Below are 26,151 nucleotides of genomic sequence, written 5' to 3'. Positions count from 1 at the left end.
AAGTGCTGGTTTTAATAATGTGGTGAAAATATAGACACTCATGCGGTCACCCTGAGATGGAACCCTACTTAAAAAGCTTATGACAGGGCAAATTACAGCCGCTAATTTGAACGATTACGGACGTTTTGACGCACTAAAAGCAACTGTCGATAAGTCAAAAGCAAAAAATTACTTAGAAGATAAACTAGGCCACAGTTTATCGCTTCCAAAAATCAATATTGAACTTAACAAGTTATTAAGAGAGTTCATCTTGCAGAATGGCCTTTAACGATTATATATCGTCATTAGTTGTTGATTATATTAATATAACCCTAGTTTAAAGCTGGGGTTTTATTTTTTCTTATAGTTTCCCCATAAACCAGAGACTTAAATAATGAATTAACTATGGTGGTGAAACGTTAAATCATAAAATATTAAATACTTCTGGTTTCTTTGACTTATAGCGGTTGCAACCATATAAACCTGGAACACGGTTCTCTTTCTTAACCTTCTCACTTCCTGAGTAATTATTCGCCACATGATATACAGGCTTATCTTTATGTTCAGAATGCATCTGATTCGCTCTACGCAACGCTTCTTCATCAGAAATATTACTGTGTTTAATTTGGAATTTTTCGGCTTTGTCTTTTAAGATGTCTCTTTCAATAACATAACTTGATTTACGACTATTCTTAAATTTAATCATTACATTCTTCATATTAACTTTCCTTAATTAAGTTTGGCCTAATTGGCTTATGTCTATATTTACCAAGTAATAATTGATTTGTAAAGATATTATTTTTATTTAGTGAGGAATTAAATAATTAAAAGGCACGCCATTAATAACAATGCCTTTTAATTAAGTCATTAAAGGATTTTATTTAAGTTATTTTTAACTTCTTTCTTAAATAAATAATAATCAAAGTCTAAAATAGTTTGAATTAATGCAATAAATAGAAACACTAAACCAGACACAAAAAAGATACCCATGGCATAGAAGAATCCGCCGACCAGCCATTCGGCGATGTTTAGATCATGCTTCAAGACCTCAGAGTGATAAAGGGCGACACTACCCACTAAACCAACGCTAGCGAGCAATGTCATATTTTCTCTGTTGGGTTTAAACACTTTACGGAACTCTGCTCTACTAAAGTATGGAATGTATTCACCTGCGGTATGATTCGCGATACCAACCAAGCAAGTTGATTTCTTCCCTTCCAAATACAGTAAGCTTATTTTTTGACCTGACAGAATATCTACATCACTATTGAGTACATACTTTCTTTCCTGTCCGTTCTCAAATCTAAGCCAAAATACCGTTTTCTTTTTAGTTCTACTGGTTATGTACGATCTACCTGTTACGGTTGTATCAGAATAGGTATGTGTTGTGGATTCAAGATTAGACGAGATGACTTCGCCTGTACGAACAAAGTATTTCGCTTTTCCATTTCCTGATCTTACCTTTGAATGATTGATGGCGAGTTCCATTTAAACCTACTTACTATTTTTCTAAAATAAATGAGATAGATACGAACACCTTGTCCTATGGGTTCTCGTTGTTACACAACTATCTCAATCCATTAGTTGATAGATATCGAAGCGGATATCATTTTGATAAATGCTATTAAAGTTCATGTGCACCCATTTGGGTGCACATGGGTATAGTACTATCTGAGATAGTTCAATGCACCCATATAGGTGCATTAACTACCATGAACTCGATCACAAAATCAAAGAACATCACGGGTGAAAATATAAAAAAAGCCCGCTTAGGCAAAGGGTTGTCTCAACAGGATGTAGAGCGTATTGCGACATTACGCGGAATCGATATGACTCGTAGTAAATTGGCAAAAATTGAGACGGGCATGATACGTGTGACGGATGAAATCTTACACAATCTGGCTGTGGTTCTTGATGTCAGCGTCAATGTTTTTTTTGATGACATCAGCTGATGAAATCACCTTTTAACTTCTCTGAACTATCAATCCCCAATTAGCCACCTTTGCGGTGTTGGTTAAATTTTGTTCAAACAGTTCATTTTTACGAAAAAAATTTCGCTTCCGTAAATCCAGAAACTCCATCTCCTTATCCGCTTGATAAATTATCTCAAATTTAACATCGCTTGTTTCTTATTATATATAAACAAGGTCAGAGTAAATAATTTATTGTTATTTTTCAGTGGCTTGTGCGTTTGACAAATTTTTATCTTGGTCGTAATTTCCATTTCGAATCAATCAAAAATCGAAAAAGAGAAATAATTATGACAGTAAAAACAATGAGCAGCACTCAAAGCTTCGGTCACTATCTAGACATTTTTATTGCGGATGGCGAGTATCGCAAAGTTAAATCCACAAAAAATGGGGAACAACCTCGGATCAACAGATTACGTAAAATTTTTGGTAAAGATGACTTACGTTCTATCAAGCATAGTACTCTTCGAATGACGATTGCAGGTTGGCATTCACACTTAAAAAATAAAACTATTAATGAGCACTTAACTATCCTACGCTTTGTTTTTTCTACAGGTTTAGCGGATCAGACCATCGATCATAATCCCATGGAAAACATAAAGAACTTATTGGTAGAAAAAACAGAACCCGATCCCTTCACCAAGATAGAAATCGCTCGACTATCGAATTGCAACGATGTGTGCCCGCAAGTAAAAAATGCAACAGCATTGGATATCCTAACAGGTCTTCGTATTAGCGAACTTATCGCCTTGTGCTGGGACGATGTCGATTGGAAAAACAAAAAACTTTATGTTCGTCGTGCTTGTGTACTTGATGTTTATAAATGCCCGAAAACAACAGATTCGGTGCGCGATGTCGATCTAAACCCGCTTGCTATTTCTATTTTGAAATCACAGCTAAAACTCATGGGAAAACGTCGAAGTAAAACCGTGAATGTTTTGCAACGCGATAATAAAACATTAAAACAAGAATCTCTTAACTTCATCTTCGTGAATACTAAAACGAATCAACCGTTCACAGATGCTAAAGAGTTCACTGAGCGTTTTTTCAAAAACTATCTCATTGCTTCTGGTGTGAGACATCGCGGAGTTGGCCAGCTACGTCACACATTTGCATCTCAATGCCTAACAGCTGGCATCAACAAGGAGTGGTTAGCCCAGCAGATGGGGCATAGTGACACCAAAATGATTGATCGTCACTACGGAAAGTGGATCCGTGAAGACTCCTCTGATTGTTCATTACAAGCTGCTCGGCATTTACAAGACTCTTTTGGGTTACTCATACCAGACAGTGACGTAAAGCTGCCTTTTGCAACTAAGCTTGCATTGGATGCATCGCAAAAATTTCAAGCACCTCAGCAACAAGAAAGCGTTATGGAGAGTGCGCGATGAGCACTCTTAATAACACGTATTGTAAAAGTGCAATACAAATACAACGACCAGTTGGCTTTCTATTACAGTTGTTTACTCGACCTTTCGGAGGTCGGGTATGAAGACAATTCATCATTATCATAGCAGAGTAAACTATACATCAAGACAAGATGACCGAAGAGCTTGTGAGGCATCATTAAGGCATTCGCTTCGTATCACTCATCGCATAACTGAAGATGGAAATTTCGAACCATTTGAAACAAAAACTTCAATACAATGGTTACCTGAGTTATTGCCTTTCAACAAAATATATGTGAACGGGAACATCACCCGTTTAGACCAGTGGAGGCATGAAGAAAAGTGGAGCTTACTATATCAAGTGGCACCCGCTCCAAAACTTCATATGCATAAGAAGTTACAAAGTCAACGCACCAGCCATAAACACAAAATCAAGAAGGCTATTGCTTCCTTGTTAAAAGCTGGGAATGATAAAGCTGCTGAGTTTCTTAATGACATTTTAAATACAGAAGGTCGCTGTTCATACAGAAAAATTTCGCGATTTAAGCTGCTTCCGATGACATATAAAGCGCAACGTATCAAGATGCTGGAAAAGTACCTAGACGCACACAATCAGCTGGTTTCCTTTCCAAATGCCAATAACCTGTATGTACAAGAAGGAATTTTTAAAATTCCAGCAAAATGGGGGGTGAGCAATAAATTAATCACCACGGAAGAGTATATTCACTTTACTGAGTTTTTCTTGAAGCATCACTTTCCAGAGTATCCGATTTTTTTTGTTGTCGCCCACGACGATGAAAGATTAGTAGATGAAGATACGGGAGCACATACACATTACTTTCTTTCAGCGCAAAACTCAGTGACTGGCGAGTTTGATCTACTGAAAGCACAGATTGCTGTGGTGAACAGTTATATCCAAGACCGACATCCAAAAATCGAATTGCTTCCTAAAGGCGGAAAACTAAACAGATCTCAAAACAAGCAGTTTGGCGAATACTTCCAACGACTAGTTTTTGATTTTGCTAACAAGCATTTATTTCATTGTAAAGGCCTTCATGCGGAGCTGGCTCCTGAAAGTGAGCGCCGCTCTCAGCAGAGGAAGCAAATGAACAGAGAGTCGAAACTCCCAAAAGAAGAGAGAACGTATAACTTTCAGAACCGCTTAATTGAAGCTCAACAAGCCAAACTGACTGAGCTTGAGCAGCAGACACAAATACAAAAACAGTTATTAGACGAAACCATCATGCAGCAAAGCATCGTGCAAGGTGAATTGATGATGCAAGAAGATCAAAAAGAGCAAAATGACCAAGAGTTAACGATTCAACATCAAACAATAACTGAACTTCGAACTGAGAGACGCAAACTTGAACGAGTTTTAGACTCGTTGAAGGATGGAATTATTGAACCTCTTAGCAGATTCTGTCAGCAGGTATTCCTCGGGTTAAAAGCCCAGCAATCAGGGCAACAAAAGATGGTGGAATCCTTTTTAGATACGACAATGAAAGAAATGCTCATGCTCCCGCCACACATGCAAACAAGAGCCAAAATACTGTTGAAATCCGTCGATTTGGAACCAAACAAAATGGCTGATCGTGAAACACAGCAACTCGATAAGTAAAGTTAGTAAGTTAGTAAGTAAGTTACTTACTTAACAAACCTTGATAATAACAATAATAATGGTGATGATAATGGCTAGGCCTAAATCTTATACAGATCAAGATCTTATTAAAATAGTGCAAGAAATTTTAAGCCAAGGAGATGAAGTATCCACGTGGCGTATCAAAGAACAGTTGGGGCGCGGAAAATTATCAACTATCAAGCGAGATTTGGAACGACTAATCGACTCTGGTGAAATTGATACGACGCGTAAAGAGCAAAATACTGCTGCTACAGAAAATTCTGTAATCGCTTCTTATGAATTACCCATTGAGGTTCAAAATCTACTAGCCCAGTCTGAGCAAGAAATTTGCAAGATAATTCAGCGCATTACCACATCCTTAAATTGCCAAGTTCATCAACATTATGAAAACTTGATGAATGCTCGTATTCACGAATTCGATACAAAAACTGACTTAGCAATCAAAGCTCAAGCTATGGCAGAAAATACGTGTGCTGAAATGGAAGTTCGACTATTAAAGCAAATCGAACTGAATGAATCACTCGAAGAAAAAATTGAACACATAGACGAATTGCTTATGGAGTCTAGGCATCAGCAATCTGATCTAATCAAGACGAACAACCAGCTTACAAACTCTCTAAAACATACAACGGAAAAGCTAGACAGTCATCATGAGACTATCAATGAGCTAAAGGCTAGCTTAGCAAAAATTGAGAAAGGTTTTGCTGCGCAAACGGTACAGCTTGAATATTCACGTAATGAAGCAAAAAAATATGAGTCGAAACTGTCAGAACAAGTAGAACGTTATGAACATACAGCCCAGAAACTGAACGAAACACTGGCTGATCTCAAGTCAACACAAACAGCACTTGCGGAATCAGACAAACTTCTTCGAAAGGTACAAGCTGAGCATCAAGCGCTTTCAGTTAACAATAAATTATTGGAAAACAGTTTACGTCAGTCTCAAGAGACGATAACCGATCTGAACACCAGAAACCAAAAGCTTGAGCAGCAGCTTTCACAAAGAGGAGAGAAAAGTGATTCTCTCAATAAGCCATTAAGTGAACAATAAGGTATGCTATTGTTATCTTTAATGTTGATTTAATTGGATCGCTAGCATGGACATTAAGACCGCCTTACAAAGATTGTACAAATTCGATAGGCAGGGAATTTATGTCTATACCAAAGGTAATCTACGGCGAGTGTTTTTTGATGACAGTGCCGAAGCTTTTAAGCAGAGCTTATCGCGTTTGATCAAATTTGGAGTGCTAGAGCGAGCATGCAGAGGAGTTTATGTTTTTGCTTTAAGTCGTCATAAAGGCGGTGATACCATTGAATATGTTGCGAAAAGCCTTAGACGTGGTGAATATAACTACATCTCACTTGAATCCGCTCTTTCAGAGTATGGTGTCATTTCTCAAATCCCAATTGATCGTTTGACAGTGATGACAACGGGAAGAAAAGGGACTTTTAAAACGCCATATGGTGTTATCGAGTTTACACATACTGAACGTAGTGACATTGACATCCTGAACAATACGATTCTTTACGATAGACCATTAAGAATCGCAAGGGAATCAGCGGCGATTCGAGACTTAAAACGCGTCGGTAGAAATACTCATATGCTATGCAATGAGATTTACTGAGTTGAGTATGTTAGTTACTGAGTTCTCCGTTGAGATCAATTTTGTAATCACCAACTATCTCGTCCAATTCCTGCTTATGTTCAGGCGTCGCTATTACAAGGTTTGGGCTGTTTTCATCAATTTCTTTATCTAACAGACTTAGAAAAGCTTTTTCATAATGGTCTTCTAGAAGCTCATTCACGTCTGCTTCTGGTTTGTTTTGCATTATTCCTTAAAAGACTTTAGAAACAGGTGGTTATCATTTTGTTGCCAATTTATCACGGGAGTTCTTTATTAAAACAACGTCTCTATCAACTCGGTTATTTAAAGCAGCTAAGCGGGTAAAAGCTTCAGTTTCAGCTTGAGTCAATTTCAAATAATTGCTCGTAACCAAAAGCCCCCACACTAGTAGGCTGACAGCGGGTTTATCTGTTGCATATGCAGCTATACCGCCAATAAAACCACTGAAATCAAGAGAAGAAATACGTCTCTGATTACTCTCTAATTTACTAATATCTTCTCGTAACTTAAGTAGTTTATGGTCAATTTCATCTTGCGTTAAGCTAGACCAGTTCTGAAGAATATCAGAGGCATAAGGGATCTCCTTATGTGAAAAAATCCTGTCCAAATCCAAAATATTCATATCATTATCAACGGTATAAACACTGTTTAATAAAGAGTTCAGACGACTTTCTCTCACTACAGCAGAGTTCTTATCAACCCCATGGTAAACCGAACTAACAATTTCGGAAGCCTTTATATATCTAGGCTCATTAGAACTTTCAAATGGAAAGTAATGTGCACCTAAACCTTGTGCAATCTCATAGCTAGCGCTATAAAAAGCAAGAGAGTCATCCGAGTCAAAATGCATACGGCTTAACAAACCTCCAACACCAATATGGCCGATTAACGCTAAACCATTCTGATTAACCAAAGACTCCATTCCATACCATGAATCAGAAAGTGCGTTTGCCAAACGCTCATGTCTATTATTTGAGTTATGGAGTGCATTTAAAAAACGAAATTGTTCATCAGTAGTATAAGAATATCCAAGTAAGCCAGTTCTTTCCCTCATGCTTATTAAACAAGATGCAGCAATGCTTCTTGGAAAAATAATAGCACTCGGGTCAACCTCTAGAATTGAATCAATTAATTCCAAAGAGTACAAATTTAAGTTATCAAGGATTGAAAATTTAATTCTTCCATTTTTGATTAATATTTTCATCTCAAACTCTGTAATATTGAACATTTCAAAAAATGTTTGACGTTTTTCTCGTGTATTTTGTGGAAGAGCAATAATTACAGTTTTATATAATGCTATATAAGTCCTCAGATTATTTCTATCATGAAATGTAGCATCGACAAAGCAAGAGCCCTTTATGTCAAAATTTTTTAATTGAGTGATATCTTTTTTATTAAAATCAATTTCTCGAAAAATTTCCATTTTATGATCAACCCAAAAATCTTGATCTTCTTCGTACTTCTCCAATACTAGTCTAGGTATGTTATTCCCTAGAAGTCCACTAGCCTTCAAGATAAGTGCATGGGGATCATGTTTGAGAATGGTCGAAAGCTTTCCTTGCTCTCTCCTTTTTATCTCTAGTTGTTCTCTAATTTCAGTATTTTTTACCACAATTAACTTATAATTATCTAAGCCTAAATCTGATAACAATAATTCTAATTCACTGATCTCATCTAATGTCGGAGTGAACTCTAATTCTAGTATAAAGTTGCCAGTATCCATTTTATAGTCAAAGATAAACGGATGAAACTTTTTAGGAAGTTTCAGATATAGCTCATTCTCTATTTCAGGATGTGTGTAAGGGTGTCCATGGTCATTAATTTTCTTCCATGCATCTCGGAAATGAATTTTTTTAAAATCATCTTCAATTTTAGGAACAATTAATGGAGAGGGATTACAAATAGTTCGATAACGCTCGTCGTAATTTTTCGCATGTGTTTTCGCTTCTATTGGGTCAATACCATCTATTACACAGAACAGAAAATTATCTTTGTGATACAATCCCAAATGAGGTAAATGGCTTGTATGCATAACAAATCGCTCGTAATCATAAACGATAGAGTCGATCTCGGAATCAAAATCATGTAAACGGTTGTACATTTTTCAACTTCTCCTTTGGCCTAACACTTCGCAATAAGTCATTCAGTACATCCCCAAAGCACTAATATTCAACGATGTTATCGGTTTGACTTATACAGATAAAGTCTATTTAGACGATTTACCAATCGTCAGGATCAACCTTGCCTTGCTCTCTGCTTATGCTCTTCTCTTCAATATGTAGCTCAAGGTTAAGAGAAGACAGTAGGCGCATTAAACTCTCGATGCTTGACGAAGCTGGATCTCGTTCCAGTTTTGACACCGTGGTTTGTTTCAAGCCTACAATGTCACCAACTAAAGTTTGATTGCGTTTTTGAGTTCGGCGCACATCTCTTAGGTATATGCCCAACTGTCTGGGACTAGTAATCAACATCTTATTCTCCATAACATTTTTAACCCCTTGGGGGGATAATACTATATTTATGCCCCCAAGGGGTTAAAGTTTATTGAGTTATACAATGCCTGAAATCACAACCATCGTCCTTTAGTTATCTTTGTCTACAAAATTTTATCGCGTTATCTGCTTGATTCACTTGCTAAGTTAAGCTGTTTTTGTATACTAAATGTGATTCACAACTGTCAACGCGACATTTGATTGATAATCGAAGAAAGCTAATAAAATCAAGAGCTTGATAAATATAGGTTTTCAAAGAGATAGGGTTCAAATCCCTATCTCTCCGCCAATTTTAAATGAAAAAAGCTCTGATTTATCAGGGCTTTTTTCATATCTACATCTCACCAAGCCTCACGAGCATTACTGTTGAAGATGACCGCTTGCCTCTCTAGTGTTATCCATAAAAACACGTGTTATCCATAAACACGGAACGCAGCCTCTAATAACTGCATATGTATCGGCACTAGTTGTTGATGATCGGTTCGATACCCTCCCCCCACGACACAGGCAATCGGTATCTGCATCTCCTTGGCGAGCGCAAGCATAAAGTGATCGCGTTGATAAATGGCTGCGGTAGAGATATCAAGGTAACCAAGCTCATCATCTTGGTGAATATCAACCCCAGCATCGTAAATCACTACATCGGGTTGATGAAGATTCATGGCCATTGTGACAACACTTGTAAACGCACTTAAAAACTCGTCATCTTGAGTTTCTCGACTCAGCGCAACGTCTAAATCAGAGTCAGGCTTTCTGGCAGGAAAGTTCTTATCACAATGAAAAGATAAGGTTACGATGTCTGCCGCCTCACTACATAGTGTAGCGGTCCCATCACCATGATGCACATCACTGTCGATGATCAATACCTTATCCACTCCCGGTTGATCCAGTGCATGCTTAGCCGCCAAGACCAAGTCGTTAAATAAGCAAAATCCACTACCGAAGTCGTAGTGGGCATGGTGATAACCGCCGCTTAAGTGAATGGCCGCTCCGTGCTCTAGTGCTTGCAGTACAGTTTCACAAGTTCCTCCTGCTGAGGTGAGCGTGCGCTCAATAAGTGCTTCACTCCAAGGAAACCCTATCCGACGCATTTTGGCTGCTGGCAGTTCTCCACTGATTAGCGCTTGCACATAATAAGGACTATGAGTTTGTGCTACTTCTGTTGCCGTTAGCGGATAAGGTTGAACCAGACGAAATGCCATGTCCCACAACGGTTGACTCTCTCGACGTTGCTCTACGGCTTGGTATAACAGGCGATATTTGTTAATCGGATAACGATGGCCGTCGGGCAACGGGAGCTGTGAGTAGATAGGGTGATAAATAAGAGCAATCATGGCATTAGTGGAAAATGGACAATAAGTGGAAGAATATCATAACCCCGTTAACAATAAGCAGCCCACTCGTTTATAACAAATCGGTATCATCAGTTCATAGTATCGCTCTGACCTCAAGCACAGCGTACTCACGAAATCGATGACGTTTACTTGCAGACAATAGCTTGACGTTGTCATACTCATAATTTCACCTTAGCCAAAAGGATGGCGTTCATGAGTAAATCAACAAGACTTAATGCTTTATTAATGCCGCTATTGATCCTAACACTCAATGGATGCTGGTCTGATAATCCAAGCGACTGGTACCAAGATTACTTGAGCCGAGTTGCCCGCGTTCAGAATGTTGAAAAAGTCACCATGACGCCAACCCCGTTAGCTCACTTGCCACGTAAGCGAGAGCTCTTCATCGATATAGAACCGCTATCGATTGGCCTGTTAGATAGCTACCAGCTGCGCCAGTGTGGGCTGTTTAACCTTATAGCCGAACGCAATTCAGTACTGGGTAAAGTTGCCGATGAGTTTCACCGTTATGACTACCAACGACAACTGTTGGAGGGTCTTGTCCAGTGCCAGGCGAACGATATCATCGATGCACAACTAAAACAAAAATTGGCGGAAATTGAAAACCACAAACAAGCTCAACTTAATGCTCATCAATGGAACCTACTTTATACCAGTGAGGCCATGCAACATCAGCTTTCCGGTAATCACTGGCTAGAGAAAGCATTGACGCCGCAAGTGCAACAAGTCGGCCAAGCACTTGAGTATATTCAACGCGCTTTCAGTGGCGAGCCATACCAAATCCAACAAGTGCAGGAAACGTTAGAAAAGAGTGCTGTTATAGGCAATCTGGACTTTTCATTGGTCAATGCGACGCATCAACTTGATACCGTCACCCGTCAACTCAATACCTTTGATGAAACAATCATCTGTAGCGCGCAACGTGATGCCACTAAATTCAAATATCTAAATAATGTCTTCGAACAACAATACGTTGGCGTTATTCAACCGTATATGGCGCAGCTCGATAGTTACTATCAGATCCTTAATCCAGTATTAACGCTGTTTGAACCTCAACCCGAACTTCACCCGTACGTTTATCCACTGGTAAACAATCACAACCAATTTCGCCGCGCGATCCGTGATCACGTTAATTACTGGCAACAATTATTTAAACGCTGCGGACGCCAAGTAGGTTAGCGCGTGTTAGTACCTTTCTTTGCTGTTGGTTTTTTACGATAACCGCCTTTACTTCGCTTCTTGTAGGCAGGGCGTTCAACCTTAGGCAGGTGCCGCAGTGATTGTGGAATCTCCCCCGATTTCACTTGGGACATCAAACCATCGATACGGGTTTGCAGTGCCTGCATAAAGGGCTGATACGCTTGATTGCGCTCCGCCATCCCTTGCAGCTGATGCTCCCAGTTGGCCGTCATATCTGGATAGGTCGATTCTGCAGGTAAGGCATGAATCAATCCTCGTCCTGCCGCGCTGCTAAGGATCGCTTTACCTTGTCGTTGAAGAAGTTGGCGTTTAAACAAGGTATCGAGAATGCCCGCTCGAGTGGCTTCGGTACCAAGTCCATCGGTCTCTTTGAGGATCTTTTTTAGCTCTTTATCTGCAACAAAACGACCGATACCTGTCATCGCCTGAAGCAAAGTGGCTTCGGTAAAGTGTTTTGGTGGCTCGGTTTTACAATCTTTGATCTCACCCTCACGGCAAGTGAGCACGCATCCTTCAGTCAAGGCTGGTACGCTATCGACATTGGCGTCCTCATCATCAATTTTACCCAGCAACGCTTTCCAACCAGCAGAGACCAATTGTCGACCTTTGGCAACAAAACTGCCACCCGCAATGTCAAACACTAACTTCGCCTCTGCATACACTGCTGCAGGGTAGAATTGCATCAAATATTGTCGCGCAATTTGTTGATAAACTTTCATTTCATTGCCAGAAAGCGCATTCATTGACGCTTTCTTGGGGGTTGGAATAATGGCATGGTGCGCATCGACCTTTTTATCATTCCACGCTTTCGACTTAAGTGAGAGGTTCGCCCCCTGCACCGCTTGCGCAAGCTCTTTGGCATTATTACCGATCGCATCACAAACACTACTTGCCTGAGCTAAATGCTCCAGCGGCAGATAACGACAATCAGAACGTGGGTAGGTGATCAGTTTATGTTTTTCATACAACGACTGACAGGTATCTAACACTTGCTGCGCACTCATTGCAAAGCGCTTAGCACAATCTATCTGCAGTGTTGATAACGAATAGGGCAGTGGCGCGGCTTGCTTGGTTTGTTTTTGCTCTGACTCCACCACGGTAGCTGGTTGATTGACAATACGATTGGCAACATTCTCGACTAACTTGCGATTAAGGACTCGCCCTTCTTCATCTTGCCAAGGCTTGCAGGCTTCGCTAGGCTTCCAGCGGGCGCGGATATCAAATTGACGCGCATCGTCTTGATAAGGGATCAACGCATGCAAGGTAAAATAGTCACGTGGAGAGAAATTCTCTATCTCTTCGTCACGACGCACAACTAAACCGAGTACCGGCGTTTGTACACGCCCGACCGACAATACACCTTGGTAGCCCGCCTTTTGGCCAAGCAGTGTATAAGCTCGTGACATATTCATCCCATACAACCAGTCAGCTCGCGAACGCGCCAAAGCAGAAACAGACAAAGGGATAAAGTCACGATTGCTGCGCATTTGATTCAACGCACGTTTCACGGCTGGTAAGTTTAAGTCACTGATAAGTAAACGTTGCGCCGCTTGTTTTTTACTTTTAGTCACTTTGCAGTAGTCGAGGACTTCATCAACCAGCAACTGCCCCTCGCGGTCTGGATCGCCAGCATGAATGATCTGACTCGACTCCTTAAGCAATTTACGCACGACAGAGAGTTGCTTGTTGGCCGACTTTCTCGGTCTTAATTGCCAGACCTCAGGGACAATCGGTAAATCGGCGAGATTCCACTTTTTATAACGATCGTCATAAACATCTGGCTCGACTTGCTCAAGCAAATGACCAATACACCAAGTAACCACATCACCGTTACCACAACGGATAAAACCTTGGTCATTTTTTTTTGGTCCAGGGAGAGCCGCAGCAATCGCGCGGCCAAGGCTGGGTTTTTCGGCAATAAAAAGACGAGACATACAGTACAAATAGCCAGATACAATAAGGGCCACATTATCGAATGTGGCCCTTATAAATCAAGAAAAACTGTAAATTTAACCAGTATTATTGGTCTTCTGACGGGTTACGCTCAGCGGCTTCTTTGATCAAAGACTGCAGTTCGCCTTTTTGGAACATCTCAATGATGATGTCACAACCACCAACTAATTCACCTTCAATCCATAATTGAGGGAATGTCGGCCACTGGGCATAAGCAGGAAGTTCTGCGCGAATATCAGGGTTTTGCAAGATGTCAACGTAAGCAAATTTTTCACCACATGCCATCAGCGCCTGAGCTGCTTGAGAAGAGAAACCACAGCTTGGAAGTTTTGGCGAACCTTTCATGTAAAGAAGGATCGTGTTCTCTGCGATTTGCTGTTTAATTTTATCGATAGTTTCCATTGCTTCCTCTTAAATGAAGTTTTTGCAAATTTGTCGGCCATTCTAAACCATTAGCACAGAATAAAAAGCCTATTATGTGTATGGTCTTGCAAGCTTAAGCAATTTTGAGATCCATCAACACTGACTAATAAAGAAATTTCATATAGAAATTTGTCAGCGATGCTTTTAATAAAGTAAAAACTTGCTAAACTATACCGCAAGTAGCAAATCGTTCATGGCAACTTAGATTGACCATGAATAATAAATAACACTGGAAGCAATCGAAAGAGGTCACTCTTTCACATAAATGGAGAATCGAGTAATGGCATTTGAACTACCAGCTCTTCCTTACGCAAAAGATGCACTAGAACCACATATTTCAGCGGAAACGCTAGATTTCCACCATGGTAAGCACCACAACACTTACGTTGTTAAGCTAAACGGTCTTATCCCTGGTACTGAGTTCGAAGGTAAATCTCTAGAAGAGATCATCAAGACTTCTACCGGTGGCGTATTCAATAACGCAGCTCAAATTTGGAACCACACTTTCTACTGGCACTGTCTAGCGCCAAACGCAGGTGGTGAGCCAACAGGCGCAGTTGCAGAAGCAATCAACGCGGCATTCGGTTCTTTCGAAGAGTTCAAAGCAAAGTTCACTGATTCAGCAATCAATAACTTTGGTTCTTCTTGGACTTGGCTTGTGAAAAAAGCAGACGGATCTCTAGAGATCGTTAACACGTCTAACGCTGCAACGCCTCTGACAGAAGAAGGGACAACACCACTTCTTACTGTTGATCTATGGGAACACGCATACTACATCGATTACCGTAACGTTCGTCCAGATTACATGAACGGTTTCTGGGCATTGGTTAACTGGGACTTCGTTGCAGAAAACCTAGCAAAATAATCCTCTCCCCTAGGATTTAAAATTTAGTCGCTTAAAAAGCTAGCATTCGCTGGCTTTTTTATTGGTTCGAATACTGATTTTTCTAAAGTTTCTCTCAAGTTAGTCGTTATAAGGGCATCAAAAGAGAGACACTATGCACATTCATACATTAGACAAAGCCGCCATTATTAATGAGCTTCAATTCGGTACGGGAATAAACCATGCCGTGCATGAAGGTCGTCGTGCTGACTTTGCTTTAATTTTGTCGATGTTCTCTGATGATGTGCGCGATAACACGCCAATTGAAAAACTCGAACAGGTCGACTCAAGTGAACAAGCGTTGCGTAAACGCTTTGAGTTGCAAATGCCTCAATCACTGCGTTCTGATCAAGGTTCATATCAGCAGTCTGCACAGCAAGCCGAGTTGTTCCATAGTGCTGGCCTTCCTAGCGCTAAACTATGCCACTACCTCAAGCCCGATGCGTTAGCGTACCTTCCAGAAGAGACGCATGATCTTCCTGAAGAGGTTTATCACAACCTATCCGGTCATCACCGCAGAATGCTAGCGGAACAGGAACCGAAAAAGTTAATACCGATTGATCTTTATCATCAACTGATTAAAGCACAGCGTACCTTCCAGCTTCAGGCTCAAGCTTAGTCTCTGCCCCTATCGATAGTCTATCGATCACTAACAGTGGTATTAAATCTGCAAAGGATCGATAAGATCACAGTTCAATCGTCTCATTTGTTGAACTGATAAAACCGTTTACTCGTAGAGTGTGAATGACGCCAAATAATCGTAAATAACCTGACTCACTCACAAGGTTATTTGACCTTATTCACAACCAAACAACAGTTAATCAACCATGCTATACAAACGCAATTATTCACTCACTGCTTGTAAGGGGTTTAAGCCCATGGATATAAAAACTGCTGTAATATTAGTCACTTCAGCTGGTTCTCAAATCGGTAGCACATTAGCGCAACATTTTGTTTCACTCGGCGCAACCGTCATCCTGTGTGATAAAAAAACACCGCAACTATCGCAGACTTATCAACAATGTAGCACCATCTCAGATCAAGTATTTCAGTTCACTCTTAACGACCATTCGCTTGCCTCCATTCAGGCTCTCTTCTCGTTCATAGATAAAAATGTCAAACGCTCACCCGACGTCTTGATCAATGCACTAACCGCAGAAGCGATGCCCAATATTTTTGATCAGCGCGCCAGTGATCTTTTCACCCAGCGACTCTCTTTAATGGCTGCCACCCTATTTACTTTTGGTCAAGCAACCGCAGAAAGAATGTGCCAAGAGAAAAAAAATGGCGTCATCGTCAATGTCATCGCTTATGCCGACTATCAAGATCTGTCTGGTTTTGACAATGCAACATCTATGGTAGCGGGCTTTACCCAAAGCTGGGCAAAGGAGCTTACTCCGTTTAATATTCGCGTTGGTGGTGTCGTGCCTGCTGCCCAACATCACGATTCGCATTGGGCAGAAATTCAAGATGAACTGATTCGTAACACCGAATATATTGTTTCAAACGACTACTTTAGTGGCAGAGTAATGGCAGCTTAAGGTTGATTGAATCAATGAACCTGAGTTGATAACGAGGGGAGAATTTATAAAGAGCGTAAAATCTGTTCTGATGCTTCTTCGATCAAATCTATGACTAACTCAAACCCCCTGTCACCGCCGTAGTAAGGGTCAGGAATTTCCTCATAGTCTGAGTCAGCATAGCTAAGAAATAACCTGAGTTTGTGTTGTAAATGGCTAGGACACTGCATCTTAAGATCGGCAAGGTTGTCTTCATCCGCAGCTAAAATCAGGTCAAATCGCTCAAAATCACTGTCGATAACTTTACGAGCACGAATCCCGTTGAACGAATAACCACGCTTTTCTCCTGCCGCTTTCGCACGTGGATCCGGTCGATTTCCTTGGTGATAGCCAATTGTGCCTGCCGAATCAATGTCGACATCAACACCCATTTGTTGCGATTTCGCACGTAAAATAGCTTCTCCGGTCGGTGAGCGACAAATATTGCCCATACACACCACTAAAATTTTCTTACTCATCGTGCTCCTAATTGCCATTGACGTCAATTCCCCATAAAAATCGCCACTTTCCCATAAAAATCATAGGTATTTGCATCTCGCTGATTAGGCTATCATAGCCACAGTTTGATTAAATAAAAAAGGATTTCCCATGACGTCTGAAACCAATAAAGAAGTTCGTCACAAAGCTCGTCAGCAAAAAGTCAAAGAGCAAGTCGATGCTAAAGTGGCAGCGGCGCAAGAAGAGAAAGGCCTCCTGCTGATCATCACCGGTAATGGTAAAGGTAAATCGACATCTGGTTTTGGCACTATAGCAAGAGCGGTTGGCCATGGCTTAAACGCTGCGGTTGCTCAGTTTATCAAAGGCACGTGGGACAATGGTGAGCGCAACCTACTCGAAAAACTCGGCGTGGAGTTTCAAGTGATGGCGACAGGTTTCACTTGGGAGACGCAAAACAAAGCCGCCGATACAGACGCTGCACAACGAGTGTGGCAAGAGTGTAAGCGCATGCTCCAAGACGATGCTATCGACGTGGTGCTATTTGATGAGCTGACTTACATGGTGAGCTACGGTTACATTGATTTAGATGAAGTGGTTGAAGCGCTTAACAATCGACCGAAAATGCAGTCAGTGGTGATTACCGGCCGCGGCGCACATCGCACTTTAATCGAAATGGCCGATACGGTTTCAGAAGTGAAAAACGTTAAGCACGCCTTTGAGTCTGGTGTCAAAGCACTGAAAGGCGTCGACTGGTAACTGACCATCAACTGTCATTGGCAATAATCCAGTCACTGACAATAAAAAAGCAGTGCATTCGTTATGAGTAGCACTGCTTTTGACCAATAAAAACTAACAGCAAGTAGATTTAGTTAAACAAGCCTTTGATTAAACTGTTCACCGCTTCCTTAGTCTTTTCATCTTTGATTTTGTCGCCAAGTTTCTCATCGAGTTTTTTCAGTCCACGATCGATCTCTTTTGCTGCTTTCTGCTTCAAGACTTCATCAAAAACCAATTTAAATTTAGGCTCTGTCCATGCTCCTGAGATGTTGATAGGAATCGTCACATCTTTCAGCTCGTCAATGTCTTTGCCACCTTGACCTTCCAGTGAGCCAACAATCGAAGTACTGACAGTAAAATCAACGGTCTCATCCAAATAGTTAGCACTGCCATCACCACGAATACGCAATAGCGGTGACTGCATGGTAAGGTTGTCGGTCGAAACATTGCCTTTATTGAGCGTCAAGGTCGCCTTCATCGCACTGAAATCGGTTTTTTGTACGTTGTCACTGACAGGTACTTGCTCGCCTTTAATTTTCGCGTAATTTTCACGAATTAGCTGCGCAATGTTAATGTCATTAACCGCACCATCAGCAAAATTAATCACTATGGTCCCCAACAAATTCTGTTTGATCCCTGTCGGAGTTAGGCTCCTTCCTCGCACATCGATATCAATGTTGCCCGTACCTTCTAGCGTATCATTTCCGCTAACATCCATCAGCAACGGTTGAACTTTAACGCCTTTAATACGCTTTATCGCCGTGTAAGACGCTGGTGATTGGCGCGCATCAAGACGAGCAGTGGCGTTAATCGAACCTTGATACAGATTAGACGTAAATGAAGTTAATTCCGCAACACCACGGTTGACTTCAAAGCTTGCTTTGACGTTTTGCATACGCGCGTTGCTGGCTTTGAAGTTATCAATGGCAATATCACCTTTAACATCTAATGTTTTCAGTGCTGATAGATCGGGTTCAACCTCTTTCGTCGGTTGCTTCGCGGGTTCAGTAGAAGAGGTAGATGTCTGCGAATTCTGTGGCGCTGGAGTGGCAGATTTCTCTTCGCCCGCTGGTGCAGAAACCAAGAACGCATCTAAATCTATATCTGGGCTATGCAGCGCAAAACGGATTTTGGGAATGTCAGCCAACGTCACATCGGCTTTACCATCAAACGCGAGCGCATTAGCGGTCAGCTTTTCAAGCACAAAGCTTAAATGACTCTTGGTGAGATCAAACGTCAGATCCGAGGCCATATCCACGTTCATCGGTGACTGAGGTAAACTATCGCCTTGGAAGGTAGCATCAAGGGTAAGCTTATTCATTACCACCTTGCTCATCGCTTGGTCAACCGTGAATGACGCAGAGCCTTGCATATCAATATCTAACCCGGCTGCGTTACCTTTAACTGCATAAGTCAGCGCATTGGCTTTATCAAACTCAAACGTCTCTAAGCCGATGTTTGCACTGTCGATTTGCGTTGCAGGATCGCTGAACGTGGTCTCGAGATTGATGTTGCGTAACGCGTACTGTTTGAAACCTGGAGCGAGTTTAAATTCGCCATCACCTTGAGCGGTGAACTGCTGCTGATTGGCTTCACCTTTGGCGGCAAAGTCAATTTTTGTCCAAGTATCAACGGCAAATTCAGATAAATTTAACGACACATCGTAAAGCTTAGTTAGGCTCCCTGCTTGCTTATCGACGATTTCAACCGAAGCATTGGATACCGTTACACCAGCAAGGTTGATTGTCCATGCTGATGGTCCAGCAGATTCTGCTGCTATCGGCTCTGAAGTTTCAGGTGAAGAGGTCGCCGCGCCAGAAACAGACTCAGCTTGCGCACTCTGCGCCTTGGTAAGTACATCGATGTTCTTGCGACCATCTTTGAGCGTCTCAAGTGAAAATGCCGCACCATCTAGCGTGATGTTACCAATTTCAAGCTGCTGACTAAACAGCGGCATAACCGACACATCAATACCAACGCTATCGACCTTAAACATGTTCAGTTTGTCGAAACCTTGCGGGTTGCGTAGCGCCGTTTGGCCTAATTCAAAACCAATCGACGGAAAAAACTGCCAACTGATATTGCCTTCAATCACAAGGTCTAGGCCTGTGTGAGTTTTTGCTTGTTCGACTATTAACGGTCTAAATTGATTAGGGTTGACCAACATAACCAGTGCGACTAGCGCACCAAGGATAGCAATTACCGGAATTGCTAGTATTAGGAAAAATTTCTTCATCAGCGTTATCCTTGCTTGGTGAGAGACTCAAGGGTTAAGTCCGCTCCAAGTACCAATGATCATCGCGATTATCTGACGACCATAAAAAGAAAGTGGCACTAAAAGTGCCACTTATCTCATAAAAAATAAAGTCTTAAACAAGCAAACATCGCTAAGCTTTCAGAAGTTTTGCAATGTGTGCTTTGAGTACATCAATGGCAATACGGTTTTTACCGCCACGTGGAACAATGATATCAGCGTACTGTTTAGAAGGCTCAATGAACTGCAAGAACATCGGGCGAACCGTTTCTTGATACTGCTTGAGTACCGATTCCATGGTACGGTCACGCTCTTCCACATCACGCTTTACGCGACGCAGTAAACAGATATCCAGTGGTGTATCCATAAAGACGGTTGCGTGCATAATATTACGCAAGCGAGGCTCAGTGAGAAGAAGGATACCTTCCAGAATAATCACCTTTTTTGGTGTCATTGTGGTGGTATGTTCCGTGCGGGTATGTTCTGTATAGCTATACTCTGGCACTTCGACCGACTCGCCTTGAACTAGCTGCTCAAGATGTTGACACAAAAGGTCATGGTCTAGTGCACTCGGGTGGTCATAGTTGGTTTTAACACGCTCTTCCATGCTCAAATGGCTTTGGTCGTTGTAATAGCAATCTTCCGTAATCACACCAATTTGATGATCGCCCACTTTGGCACGAAGCTCATTGTAAATAGTGCTCGCGATTAAGCTTTTTCCAGAAGCAGACGCGCCAGCAATACCGACGATGACGCATTGATTATTATCAGACATTATTCTTGCACCCGATGATTTAGATTGGTGTCATATGCTAATGCTAGCATCACTCAACGATTCGAGCTCTGTGCATTAGGACAAATTTAGATAAACCGCCTGATTATAGGGAGTTCAAGTCAGTGTTGCCAGTTGTGATTGGCACGATTTAACGAAATAGAATAAAAGATTTCAGCGCAATCGATTACACCAGATAAGAATTAAAAAGAGCGCCAATTCAACGCTCTTTTTTAATGAAACTGAATGCTATTCCACCATGGTGAACAAAATAGAATCAGGTTTTGCTTTGCCATGCCAATAGAGTCGTGAACTGATCGATTGAGCTAACATCATATACAACTGAGTATGTTCTGAATCTGGTCGCGCTGCCACCGTTGGCAGACCATTATCGATATCTTGACGCATTTGAATATGTAAAGGGATTTGCGCGAGCAGATCGAGGCCAAGATCCGCAGCCATTTGTTGCGCGCCACCTTGACCAAAAATGTGTTCTTTCTCACCACAATGACTGCAAATGTGATAGCTCATGTTTTCAACCAGCCCCACCACAGGCACATCGACTTTGCTGAACATCGCAGCGCCTTTACGTGCATCAGCCAAGGCTAAGTCTTGTGGCGTAGTGACGATCACGGCACCTGTTACAGGGACTTGCTGGGCTAAGCTGAGTTGAATATCCCCGGTGCCCGGTGGCATATCGATCACCAGGTAATCGAGATCGGGCCAGTCGGTTTCATTAAGCAGTTGCGCTAGGGCTTTTGCCGCCATAGGTCCACGCCAGATTGCCGCTTCATCTTTTGCCACTAAGTAGCCGATCGAATGGGTATAAATTCCGTGAGCGTTAATCGGTTGCATCCACTTATTGTCTCGCACTTCAGGATGCGCATCACTCTGCCCGAGCATTAACGGTACTGAAGGCCCATAGATATCCGCATCCAATAGACCCACTTTGGCGCCTGATTTAGATAACGCTAACGCAAGATTGACCGAGGTTGTTGATTTTCCTACCCCACCTTTCGCGGAAGTCACTGCGATAATATTTTTCACCCCTTTCACCGTCGCTCCCAGATGTGTTTCAAGTGCTTTAGGCTCGACCGACAGTGAATAGGAGAAACGAGCCACTTGCCCGGCTTGCTGGGCATGGTCAATCCACTGCGTTAACTCATCAACAAGCGTATTGGCGGCAAAGGGAATTTCAATGTTAAAACGGTCCGACTCAACCGAGACAACATTGGCGACATCGGCCCACTCGGGAGCCAAGCTTTGATGCTCAAATTGGTTTAACCAATTACAAAAGTCTTGCTTTGAACTGAATAGACGCATAGGTCCTCCTTATGCATCTCATCCTATCACTGTGCCACCAGATACTGAACCCTGAAAAAACTAAGGTAATCGAGCCTTTCCGACCTTGGAGTCACTGGTTGGATAGGGTAGTATTACTTTCAATTTTTTATACCTATCTAGAAGCGAATATTAAGTATGGCAAACGATCCACGACCTCTTTCTTCAAGAAAAATGCTGGTAACTTGTGCCCTTCCGTACGCTAACGGTTCGATTCACCTAGGCCATATGCTTGAGCACATTCAAGCGGACATCTGGGTACGTTACCAACGCCTACGTGGCAACACTGTAAACTTCATCTGTGCTGACGATGCCCACGGCACGCCAATCATGCTTAAAGCACAACAGATGGGTATTACACCAGAAGAGATGATCGCTGCTGTAAGTGAAGAACACCAAAAAGACTTTGCGGGCTTTGATATTAGCTTCGACAATTACCACAGCACCCACTCAGAAGAGAACCGTGAGCTAGCGTCTTATATCTACCTAGAACTGAAGAAAAACGGTTTTATCTCTAGCCGTACGATTTCTCAGCTGTTTGACCCTGAAAAAGAGATGTTCTTACCGGATCGTTTCGTCAAAGGTACTTGTCCTAAGTGTAAGTCTGAAGACCAATACGGCGACAACTGTGATAACTGTGGCGAGACTTACAGCCCAACCGAACTGATTGACCCTAAATCAGCCGTATCGGGCGCCACTCCTATCATGAGAGATTCTGAGCACTTCTTCTTCGACTTACCGCAATTTGAAAGTATGCTCAAAGAGTGGACGCGTTCGGGCTCATTACAAATAGAAACCGCGAACAAGATGCAAGAATGGTTCGAGTCTGGCCTACAACAATGGGACATTTCGCGTGATGCGCCGTATTTCGGCTTCGAAATCCCAGGTGAAAAAGACAAGTTTTTCTACGTTTGGCTAGATGCCCCTATCGGCTACATGGGCTCATTCAAAAACCTATGTGATAAACGTGACGATCTCGACTTTGCAGAGTACTGGAACAAAGACAGCCAAACCGAGCTTTACCACTTCATCGGTAAAGACATTGTTTACTTCCACTCGTTGTTCTGGCCTGCGATGCTTGAAGGCAGTGGTTTCCGTAAACCAAATAACGTCTTTGTTCACGGCTACGTTACCGTCAATGGCGCGAAAATGTCTAAGTCAAAAGGCACCTTCATTAAAGCCAGCACGTACCTAAACCACCTCGACCCTGAGTGTCTGCGTTACTACTACGCGGCCAAACTAAACAGTCGTATCGATGATCTCGACCTGAATCTGGAAGACTTTACTCAACGAGTCAACGCTGATGTCGTTAACAAGATTGTGAACCTTGCATCTCGTAACGCAGGGTTCATTGCTAAGCGCTTTGATGGCAAGTTGTCAGAGAGTTTCGCCGAACCTGAGCTATACAACGAATTCGTTGCCGCCGCAGATCGCATTGCTGAACTATTCGAAGCGCGCGAATTTGGTCGTGCTATTCGTGAAGTTACCGCACTTGCTGATAAAGCCAATCAATACGTTGACGAAAAAGCGCCGTGGGTGGTCGCCAAAGAAGAAGGCAAAGATCAACAACTGCAAGATATCTGTTCTGTCGGTATCAACTTATTCCGCGTGCTGATGACTTATCTGAAGCCGGTCATGCCTGAACTTGCCGCTCGTACGGAGGCATTCCTAAACCAAGAACTTACTTGGGAAGGTATCGCCGCTCCACTAACGGGTCACGAGATCACTAAATTCAAAGCCCTATTCAACCGTATCGACCCTAAAAACATCGAAGCGATGATCGAAGCGTCAAAAGAAGATGCGGCAGTGGAAATGGCAGCAAAAGAGAAAGCAGAAGCGGAAAAGAACCAAGCAAGCCAAACCGAACTCGACAAAGATCCAATCGCAGACGAGATTGAGTTTGATGCGTTTGCCGCAGTAGATATGCGTATTGCTCGTATCATCTCTTGTGAAGAAGTGCCAAAAGCCAACAAACTGCTTAAGTTCCAATTGGATATCGGTGGTGAAATTCGTCAGGTATTCTCTGGCATCAAGTCAGCGTACAAACCGGAAGAGTTAGAAGGCAAGCTGACGGTGATGGTGGCTAACCTTAAACCGCGTAAGATGAAATTTGGTCTGTCTGAAGGCATGATCCTAGCCGCAGGTCCTGGCGGTAGCGATCTATGGATTCTTGAGCCTCATGAAGGTGCTCAGCCAGGTATGCGAGTCATGTAATCTGCGCTAACTTTAACCTTAAGCCTCGCTCTCTGTAGCGGGGCTTTTTTGTGTCCAAACTCACACTTTCGGTGCCTAGTTGCACCACTATTGGGCATTAGATAGAACCGGTTTATTTTAAGTATTTGTTTTATATAACCTTAATTCTTGGCATCAAAAGTGCCTTACCCCTTTGGTAGTACATATTGACAAGGAGTAGGTTATGTTTGTGCTGGTTTCTCTGATTATTTCTATGCTTATTTTGCTGACAATCTTTTATTTTTCAAAACAACGTTATACAGGATTAGAACGTAAGTTCGATATTCTCGTTTCTCTACGACAGATTTTACTGTTAAGTCGCCAACATCGTGCCATGACCCATCAAGCGCTGACCAGCCATCATTTTGACCTTCACCAAGCTAAGCTCGAAGACAATTATGATGCCATGATGGCATGCTCAAACGACCTCATTGCCAACGCTCAATTTGAAAACAAACCTATGTACCGGATCCTGCAACTCAAGCTAAAGGCACTGCATAAAGAGTGGGATAAACGCTCCGTTGCTCGCAATCAGGTGTTACACGGTAAGACTATCCGGCACTGCATGTTTTTGATGGATGAAATCGCGATCGCTTGGTTAATTGAATCTGGTCGTGAAGACATTAGTGATGAGTATCATATGAACTGGCAGCAGGTCCTCGATAGCATGGAAGTACTGACACAATTGCGGATTTCCATTCAGGACTCAAATGATGCAGAAGGCATGCTGCGCGTCAAATACTACTGCGATAAGATGCGTCGAAAGCTCAATCAATTGTCGATCATAAGCCCCCTGTCAGTTGCGTCGCCAATAAGCTCTAAGGCAATGCACACGTTAACTGAGATTAATGCCTGTAACGAACTCACGCTCAATAATGAAGACTTGTATCAACTCGCGACGGATATCTCGTTGGTTATCTCACAAGTCTATGACCAAATGTTGTCAGACATGACTGAAAATCTCTATCAACCATTACCTAAAATTGCATTTAGCTAATTCATCCACTATCGATAAGTAATGAATTCGTTGTTGATTAAAAGCAAAAAACCTCGCCGGCGCGAGGTTTTTTGTATGTGTTAAACGTTGCTTATAACATTTTACGAGCTGCTTCAACTACCACTTTGATTGAGCGGGCTTCTGTCTCTTTCAACGTGGCATGATCTGGAATCTCTTTCTGGGTACGGTTGATGATAACCCCTGCAACACAACCCGCTTTAAGGCCAGAGCTTGCACACATGGTAAGTAAGGTTGCCGATTCCATTTCGAAGTTGAGTACACCCATGTCTTGCCACTCTTGCATCGACCCTTGGAAACGTTTCACAACGCGACCAGAAAACGTATCGTAACGCTCTTGACCAGGGTAGAACGTATCACTAGATGCCGTGACACCCATGTGCACTGTTGCACCACTCTCTTCTACTGCCGCTTTCATTGCCGTTGCAACTTCAAAATCAGCCACAGCAGGGAATTCCATCGGCGCAAAGTGCAAGCTCGCGCCATCAAGACGAACCGATCCCGTTGTCACAATCATATCACCGACATTGACATGCGGTTGAATCGCACCTGTGGTACCAACACGAAGGAAAGTACGTACACCAAGTTGAGCAAGCTCTTCTACAGCAATTGATGTTGACGGGCCACCGATACCAGTAGAACAAACCACAACAGGCTTACCGTCTAGCTCTGCACGGTAGAGGGTGTACTCACGGTGGCTAGCAAGAAATACTGGGTTTTCCATCTCTTCAGCAATCTTTTGTACACGCGCTGGATCACCAGGAATAATCGCTAATGTAGCACCAGAAAGATCAGATTCAGTAACACCAAGGTGGAATACAGCTTGAGACATAGG

Annotated in this window: 25 protein-coding genes; 12 read left to right on the top strand and 13 right to left on the bottom strand. The window is 42.3% G+C overall.

Annotated elements, in window-relative coordinates; all coding sequences use genetic code 11:
• Nucleotides 1-403 precede the first annotated feature (403 nt).
• Together CDZ87_RS13885 and CDZ87_RS13880 are read right to left on the bottom strand one after the other, a co-directional pair.
• On the bottom strand, nucleotides 404-697 hold the full coding sequence (locus CDZ87_RS13885) for a hypothetical protein (protein ID WP_100754083.1): 294 nt from the start codon (nucleotides 695-697) through the stop codon (nucleotides 404-406).
• Nucleotides 698-846: 149 nt separating this feature from the next.
• Entirely contained in the window at nucleotides 847-1,467 is a 621-nt protein-coding gene (locus CDZ87_RS13880; protein ID WP_100754082.1) for a hypothetical protein, read from the bottom strand.
• A 224-nt stretch (nucleotides 1,468-1,691) separates the two neighbouring features.
• Between CDZ87_RS13880 and CDZ87_RS13875 the strand changes: the two genes are divergently transcribed.
• The 5 genes from CDZ87_RS13875 to abiEi all read left to right on the top strand — a co-directional run bounded on the left by CDZ87_RS13875 (nucleotide 1,692) and on the right by abiEi (nucleotide 6,601).
• Entirely contained in the window at nucleotides 1,692-1,931 is a 240-nt protein-coding gene (locus tag CDZ87_RS13875; RefSeq protein ID WP_001084862.1) for a helix-turn-helix domain-containing protein, read from the top strand.
• 308 nt (nucleotides 1,932-2,239) lie between these two features.
• On the top strand, nucleotides 2,240-3,340 hold the full coding sequence (locus CDZ87_RS13870; RefSeq protein WP_100754081.1) for a tyrosine-type recombinase/integrase: 1,101 nt from the start codon (nucleotides 2,240-2,242) through the stop codon (nucleotides 3,338-3,340).
• Between the two features lie 97 nt (nucleotides 3,341-3,437).
• Nucleotides 3,438-4,955 carry a hypothetical protein gene (locus tag CDZ87_RS13865; protein ID WP_000848752.1) on the top strand — a complete coding sequence of 506 codons (1,518 nt, stop codon included), beginning with the start codon at nucleotides 3,438-3,440 and terminating at the stop codon, nucleotides 4,953-4,955.
• Nucleotides 4,956-5,025: 70 nt separating this feature from the next.
• Complete coding sequence (locus CDZ87_RS13860; protein ID WP_100754080.1) at nucleotides 5,026-6,027, top strand: hypothetical protein; 1,002 nt, start codon at nucleotides 5,026-5,028, stop codon at nucleotides 6,025-6,027.
• A gap of 46 nt (nucleotides 6,028-6,073) precedes the next feature.
• Nucleotides 6,074-6,601, top strand: a complete 528-nt coding sequence (gene abiEi, locus CDZ87_RS13855; RefSeq protein ID WP_100754079.1) for a type IV toxin-antitoxin system AbiEi family antitoxin — start codon at nucleotides 6,074-6,076, stop codon at nucleotides 6,599-6,601.
• Between the two features lie 10 nt (nucleotides 6,602-6,611).
• Here the strand turns inward: abiEi and CDZ87_RS13850 are convergent, their stop codons facing one another.
• The 4 genes from CDZ87_RS13850 to CDZ87_RS13835 form a co-directional block, all read right to left on the bottom strand.
• Entirely contained in the window at nucleotides 6,612-6,806 is a 195-nt protein-coding gene (locus tag CDZ87_RS13850) for an AbrB/MazE/SpoVT family DNA-binding domain-containing protein (protein ID WP_100754078.1), read from the bottom strand.
• Between the two features lie 33 nt (nucleotides 6,807-6,839).
• A complete protein-coding gene (locus CDZ87_RS13845) occupies nucleotides 6,840-8,702 on the bottom strand; it encodes a hypothetical protein (RefSeq protein ID WP_058965065.1) in 1,863 nt (620 codons plus the stop codon).
• 118 nt (nucleotides 8,703-8,820) lie between these two features.
• On the bottom strand, nucleotides 8,821-9,072 hold the full coding sequence (locus CDZ87_RS13840; RefSeq protein WP_058965064.1) for a helix-turn-helix domain-containing protein: 252 nt from the start codon (nucleotides 9,070-9,072) through the stop codon (nucleotides 8,821-8,823).
• Nucleotides 9,073-9,506: 434 nt separating this feature from the next.
• A complete protein-coding gene (locus CDZ87_RS13835) occupies nucleotides 9,507-10,427 on the bottom strand; it encodes a histone deacetylase family protein (RefSeq protein WP_100754077.1) in 921 nt (306 codons plus the stop codon).
• Nucleotides 10,428-10,640: 213 nt separating this feature from the next.
• Between CDZ87_RS13835 and CDZ87_RS13830 the strand changes: the two genes are divergently transcribed.
• Entirely contained in the window at nucleotides 10,641-11,627 is a 987-nt protein-coding gene (locus CDZ87_RS13830; protein WP_100754076.1) for a DUF3080 domain-containing protein, read from the top strand.
• Here CDZ87_RS13830 and CDZ87_RS13825 read toward each other — a convergent pair.
• Both CDZ87_RS13825 and CDZ87_RS13820 read right to left on the bottom strand, forming a co-directional pair.
• Nucleotides 11,624-13,582, bottom strand: a complete 1,959-nt coding sequence (locus tag CDZ87_RS13825; RefSeq protein WP_100754075.1) for a DNA topoisomerase III — start codon at nucleotides 13,580-13,582, stop codon at nucleotides 11,624-11,626. The two genes, CDZ87_RS13830 and CDZ87_RS13825, sit on opposite strands and share 4 nt — an antisense overlap.
• Before the next feature lie 85 nt (nucleotides 13,583-13,667).
• Entirely contained in the window at nucleotides 13,668-14,003 is a 336-nt protein-coding gene (locus tag CDZ87_RS13820) for a Grx4 family monothiol glutaredoxin (protein ID WP_038172979.1), read from the bottom strand.
• Nucleotides 14,004-14,304: 301 nt separating this feature from the next.
• Between CDZ87_RS13820 and sodB the strand changes: the two genes are divergently transcribed.
• The 3 genes from sodB to CDZ87_RS13805 all read left to right on the top strand — a co-directional run bounded on the left by sodB (nucleotide 14,305) and on the right by CDZ87_RS13805 (nucleotide 16,448).
• Complete coding sequence (gene sodB, locus CDZ87_RS13815) at nucleotides 14,305-14,889, top strand: superoxide dismutase [Fe] (RefSeq protein ID WP_038172980.1); 585 nt, start codon at nucleotides 14,305-14,307, stop codon at nucleotides 14,887-14,889.
• 133 nt (nucleotides 14,890-15,022) lie between these two features.
• Nucleotides 15,023-15,526 (top strand): VC2046/SO_2500 family protein, encoded by a 504-nt coding sequence (locus tag CDZ87_RS13810; protein ID WP_100754074.1) that lies wholly within the window; start codon nucleotides 15,023-15,025, stop codon nucleotides 15,524-15,526.
• A gap of 259 nt (nucleotides 15,527-15,785) precedes the next feature.
• Nucleotides 15,786-16,448 carry an SDR family oxidoreductase gene (locus CDZ87_RS13805; RefSeq protein ID WP_100754073.1) on the top strand — a complete coding sequence of 221 codons (663 nt, stop codon included), beginning with the start codon at nucleotides 15,786-15,788 and terminating at the stop codon, nucleotides 16,446-16,448.
• Between the two features lie 44 nt (nucleotides 16,449-16,492).
• Here CDZ87_RS13805 and CDZ87_RS13800 read toward each other — a convergent pair whose 3' ends face one another.
• Nucleotides 16,493-16,945 (bottom strand): low molecular weight protein-tyrosine-phosphatase, encoded by a 453-nt coding sequence (locus CDZ87_RS13800; protein WP_172953589.1) that lies wholly within the window; start codon nucleotides 16,943-16,945, stop codon nucleotides 16,493-16,495.
• A gap of 130 nt (nucleotides 16,946-17,075) precedes the next feature.
• Here CDZ87_RS13800 and cobO point away from each other — a divergent pair, with 130 nt between their 5' ends.
• The gene (cobO, locus tag CDZ87_RS13795) at nucleotides 17,076-17,681 is read left to right on the top strand and encodes a cob(I)yrinic acid a,c-diamide adenosyltransferase (RefSeq protein WP_100754072.1); all 606 of its coding nucleotides are present in this window, start codon (nucleotides 17,076-17,078) and stop codon (nucleotides 17,679-17,681) included.
• A 109-nt stretch (nucleotides 17,682-17,790) separates the two neighbouring features.
• Here the strand turns inward: cobO and CDZ87_RS13790 are convergent, their stop codons facing one another.
• The 3 genes from CDZ87_RS13790 to apbC all read right to left on the bottom strand — a co-directional run bounded on the left by CDZ87_RS13790 (nucleotide 17,791) and on the right by apbC (nucleotide 22,051).
• Nucleotides 17,791-19,938 (bottom strand): AsmA family protein, encoded by a 2,148-nt coding sequence (locus CDZ87_RS13790; protein WP_100754071.1) that lies wholly within the window; start codon nucleotides 19,936-19,938, stop codon nucleotides 17,791-17,793.
• Between the two features lie 151 nt (nucleotides 19,939-20,089).
• Nucleotides 20,090-20,731 (bottom strand): uridine kinase, encoded by a 642-nt coding sequence (udk, locus tag CDZ87_RS13785; RefSeq protein WP_100754070.1) that lies wholly within the window; start codon nucleotides 20,729-20,731, stop codon nucleotides 20,090-20,092.
• Nucleotides 20,732-20,977: 246 nt separating this feature from the next.
• Complete coding sequence (gene apbC, locus CDZ87_RS13780) at nucleotides 20,978-22,051, bottom strand: iron-sulfur cluster carrier protein ApbC (RefSeq protein WP_100754069.1); 1,074 nt, start codon at nucleotides 22,049-22,051, stop codon at nucleotides 20,978-20,980.
• Nucleotides 22,052-22,207: 156 nt separating this feature from the next.
• Between apbC and metG the strand changes: the two genes are divergently transcribed.
• On the top strand, nucleotides 22,208-24,283 hold the full coding sequence (gene metG / locus CDZ87_RS13775) for a methionine--tRNA ligase (protein WP_100754068.1): 2,076 nt from the start codon (nucleotides 22,208-22,210) through the stop codon (nucleotides 24,281-24,283).
• Between the two features lie 202 nt (nucleotides 24,284-24,485).
• Nucleotides 24,486-25,298 carry a hypothetical protein gene (locus CDZ87_RS13770; protein ID WP_100754067.1) on the top strand — a complete coding sequence of 271 codons (813 nt, stop codon included), beginning with the start codon at nucleotides 24,486-24,488 and terminating at the stop codon, nucleotides 25,296-25,298.
• A 91-nt stretch (nucleotides 25,299-25,389) separates the two neighbouring features.
• Here CDZ87_RS13770 and udp read toward each other — a convergent pair whose 3' ends face one another.
• Nucleotides 25,390-26,148 carry a uridine phosphorylase gene (gene udp / locus CDZ87_RS13765; protein WP_100754066.1) on the bottom strand — a complete coding sequence of 253 codons (759 nt, stop codon included), beginning with the start codon at nucleotides 26,146-26,148 and terminating at the stop codon, nucleotides 25,390-25,392.
• Nucleotides 26,149-26,151: the final 3 nt, after the last annotated feature.

It is taken from the genome of Vibrio salilacus, assembly GCF_002811245.1.
Taxonomy (GTDB): Bacteria; Pseudomonadota; Gammaproteobacteria; order Enterobacterales; family Vibrionaceae; genus Vibrio; species Vibrio salilacus.
Note: the sequence above shows the minus strand (reverse complement) of the source record. Positions and strands in the feature narration are given on the sequence as shown.

What these genes read in the sequence shown, in the direction of transcription:
- sodB (WP_038172980.1), top strand. Translation starts at nt 14,305, where the DNA reads ATGGCATTTGAACTACCAGCTCTTCCTTACGCAAAAGATGCACTAGAA.
- CDZ87_RS13835 (WP_100754077.1), bottom strand. Translation starts at nt 10,427, where the DNA reads ATGATTGCTCTTATTTATCACCCTATCTACTCACAGCTCCCGTTGCCC.
- apbC (WP_100754069.1), bottom strand. Translation starts at nt 22,051, where the DNA reads ATGCGTCTATTCAGTTCAAAGCAAGACTTTTGTAATTGGTTAAACCAA.
- CDZ87_RS13770 (WP_100754067.1), top strand. Translation starts at nt 24,486, where the DNA reads ATGTTTGTGCTGGTTTCTCTGATTATTTCTATGCTTATTTTGCTGACA.
- CDZ87_RS13805 (WP_100754073.1), top strand. Translation starts at nt 15,786, where the DNA reads ATGGATATAAAAACTGCTGTAATATTAGTCACTTCAGCTGGTTCTCAA.
- CDZ87_RS13840 (WP_058965064.1), bottom strand. Translation starts at nt 9,072, where the DNA reads ATGTTGATTACTAGTCCCAGACAGTTGGGCATATACCTAAGAGATGTG.
- CDZ87_RS13865 (WP_000848752.1), top strand. Translation starts at nt 3,438, where the DNA reads ATGAAGACAATTCATCATTATCATAGCAGAGTAAACTATACATCAAGA.
- CDZ87_RS13885 (WP_100754083.1), bottom strand. Translation starts at nt 697, where the DNA reads ATGAAGAATGTAATGATTAAATTTAAGAATAGTCGTAAATCAAGTTAT.
- udk (WP_100754070.1), bottom strand. Translation starts at nt 20,731, where the DNA reads ATGTCTGATAATAATCAATGCGTCATCGTCGGTATTGCTGGCGCGTCT.
- CDZ87_RS13830 (WP_100754076.1), top strand. Translation starts at nt 10,641, where the DNA reads ATGAGTAAATCAACAAGACTTAATGCTTTATTAATGCCGCTATTGATC.
- abiEi (WP_100754079.1), top strand. Translation starts at nt 6,074, where the DNA reads ATGGACATTAAGACCGCCTTACAAAGATTGTACAAATTCGATAGGCAG.
- CDZ87_RS13790 (WP_100754071.1), bottom strand. Translation starts at nt 19,938, where the DNA reads ATGAAGAAATTTTTCCTAATACTAGCAATTCCGGTAATTGCTATCCTT.
- CDZ87_RS13845 (WP_058965065.1), bottom strand. Translation starts at nt 8,702, where the DNA reads ATGTACAACCGTTTACATGATTTTGATTCCGAGATCGACTCTATCGTT.
- CDZ87_RS13870 (WP_100754081.1), top strand. Translation starts at nt 2,240, where the DNA reads ATGACAGTAAAAACAATGAGCAGCACTCAAAGCTTCGGTCACTATCTA.
- CDZ87_RS13800 (WP_172953589.1), bottom strand. Translation starts at nt 16,945, where the DNA reads ATGAGTAAGAAAATTTTAGTGGTGTGTATGGGCAATATTTGTCGCTCA.
- cobO (WP_100754072.1), top strand. Translation starts at nt 17,076, where the DNA reads ATGACGTCTGAAACCAATAAAGAAGTTCGTCACAAAGCTCGTCAGCAA.
- udp (WP_100754066.1), bottom strand. Translation starts at nt 26,148, where the DNA reads ATGTCTCAAGCTGTATTCCACCTTGGTGTTACTGAATCTGATCTTTCT.
- CDZ87_RS13820 (WP_038172979.1), bottom strand. Translation starts at nt 14,003, where the DNA reads ATGGAAACTATCGATAAAATTAAACAGCAAATCGCAGAGAACACGATC.
- CDZ87_RS13810 (WP_100754074.1), top strand. Translation starts at nt 15,023, where the DNA reads ATGCACATTCATACATTAGACAAAGCCGCCATTATTAATGAGCTTCAA.
- CDZ87_RS13850 (WP_100754078.1), bottom strand. Translation starts at nt 6,806, where the DNA reads ATGCAAAACAAACCAGAAGCAGACGTGAATGAGCTTCTAGAAGACCAT.
- metG (WP_100754068.1), top strand. Translation starts at nt 22,208, where the DNA reads ATGGCAAACGATCCACGACCTCTTTCTTCAAGAAAAATGCTGGTAACT.
- CDZ87_RS13875 (WP_001084862.1), top strand. Translation starts at nt 1,692, where the DNA reads ATGAACTCGATCACAAAATCAAAGAACATCACGGGTGAAAATATAAAA.
- CDZ87_RS13860 (WP_100754080.1), top strand. Translation starts at nt 5,026, where the DNA reads ATGGCTAGGCCTAAATCTTATACAGATCAAGATCTTATTAAAATAGTG.
- CDZ87_RS13880 (WP_100754082.1), bottom strand. Translation starts at nt 1,467, where the DNA reads ATGGAACTCGCCATCAATCATTCAAAGGTAAGATCAGGAAATGGAAAA.
- CDZ87_RS13825 (WP_100754075.1), bottom strand. Translation starts at nt 13,582, where the DNA reads ATGTCTCGTCTTTTTATTGCCGAAAAACCCAGCCTTGGCCGCGCGATT.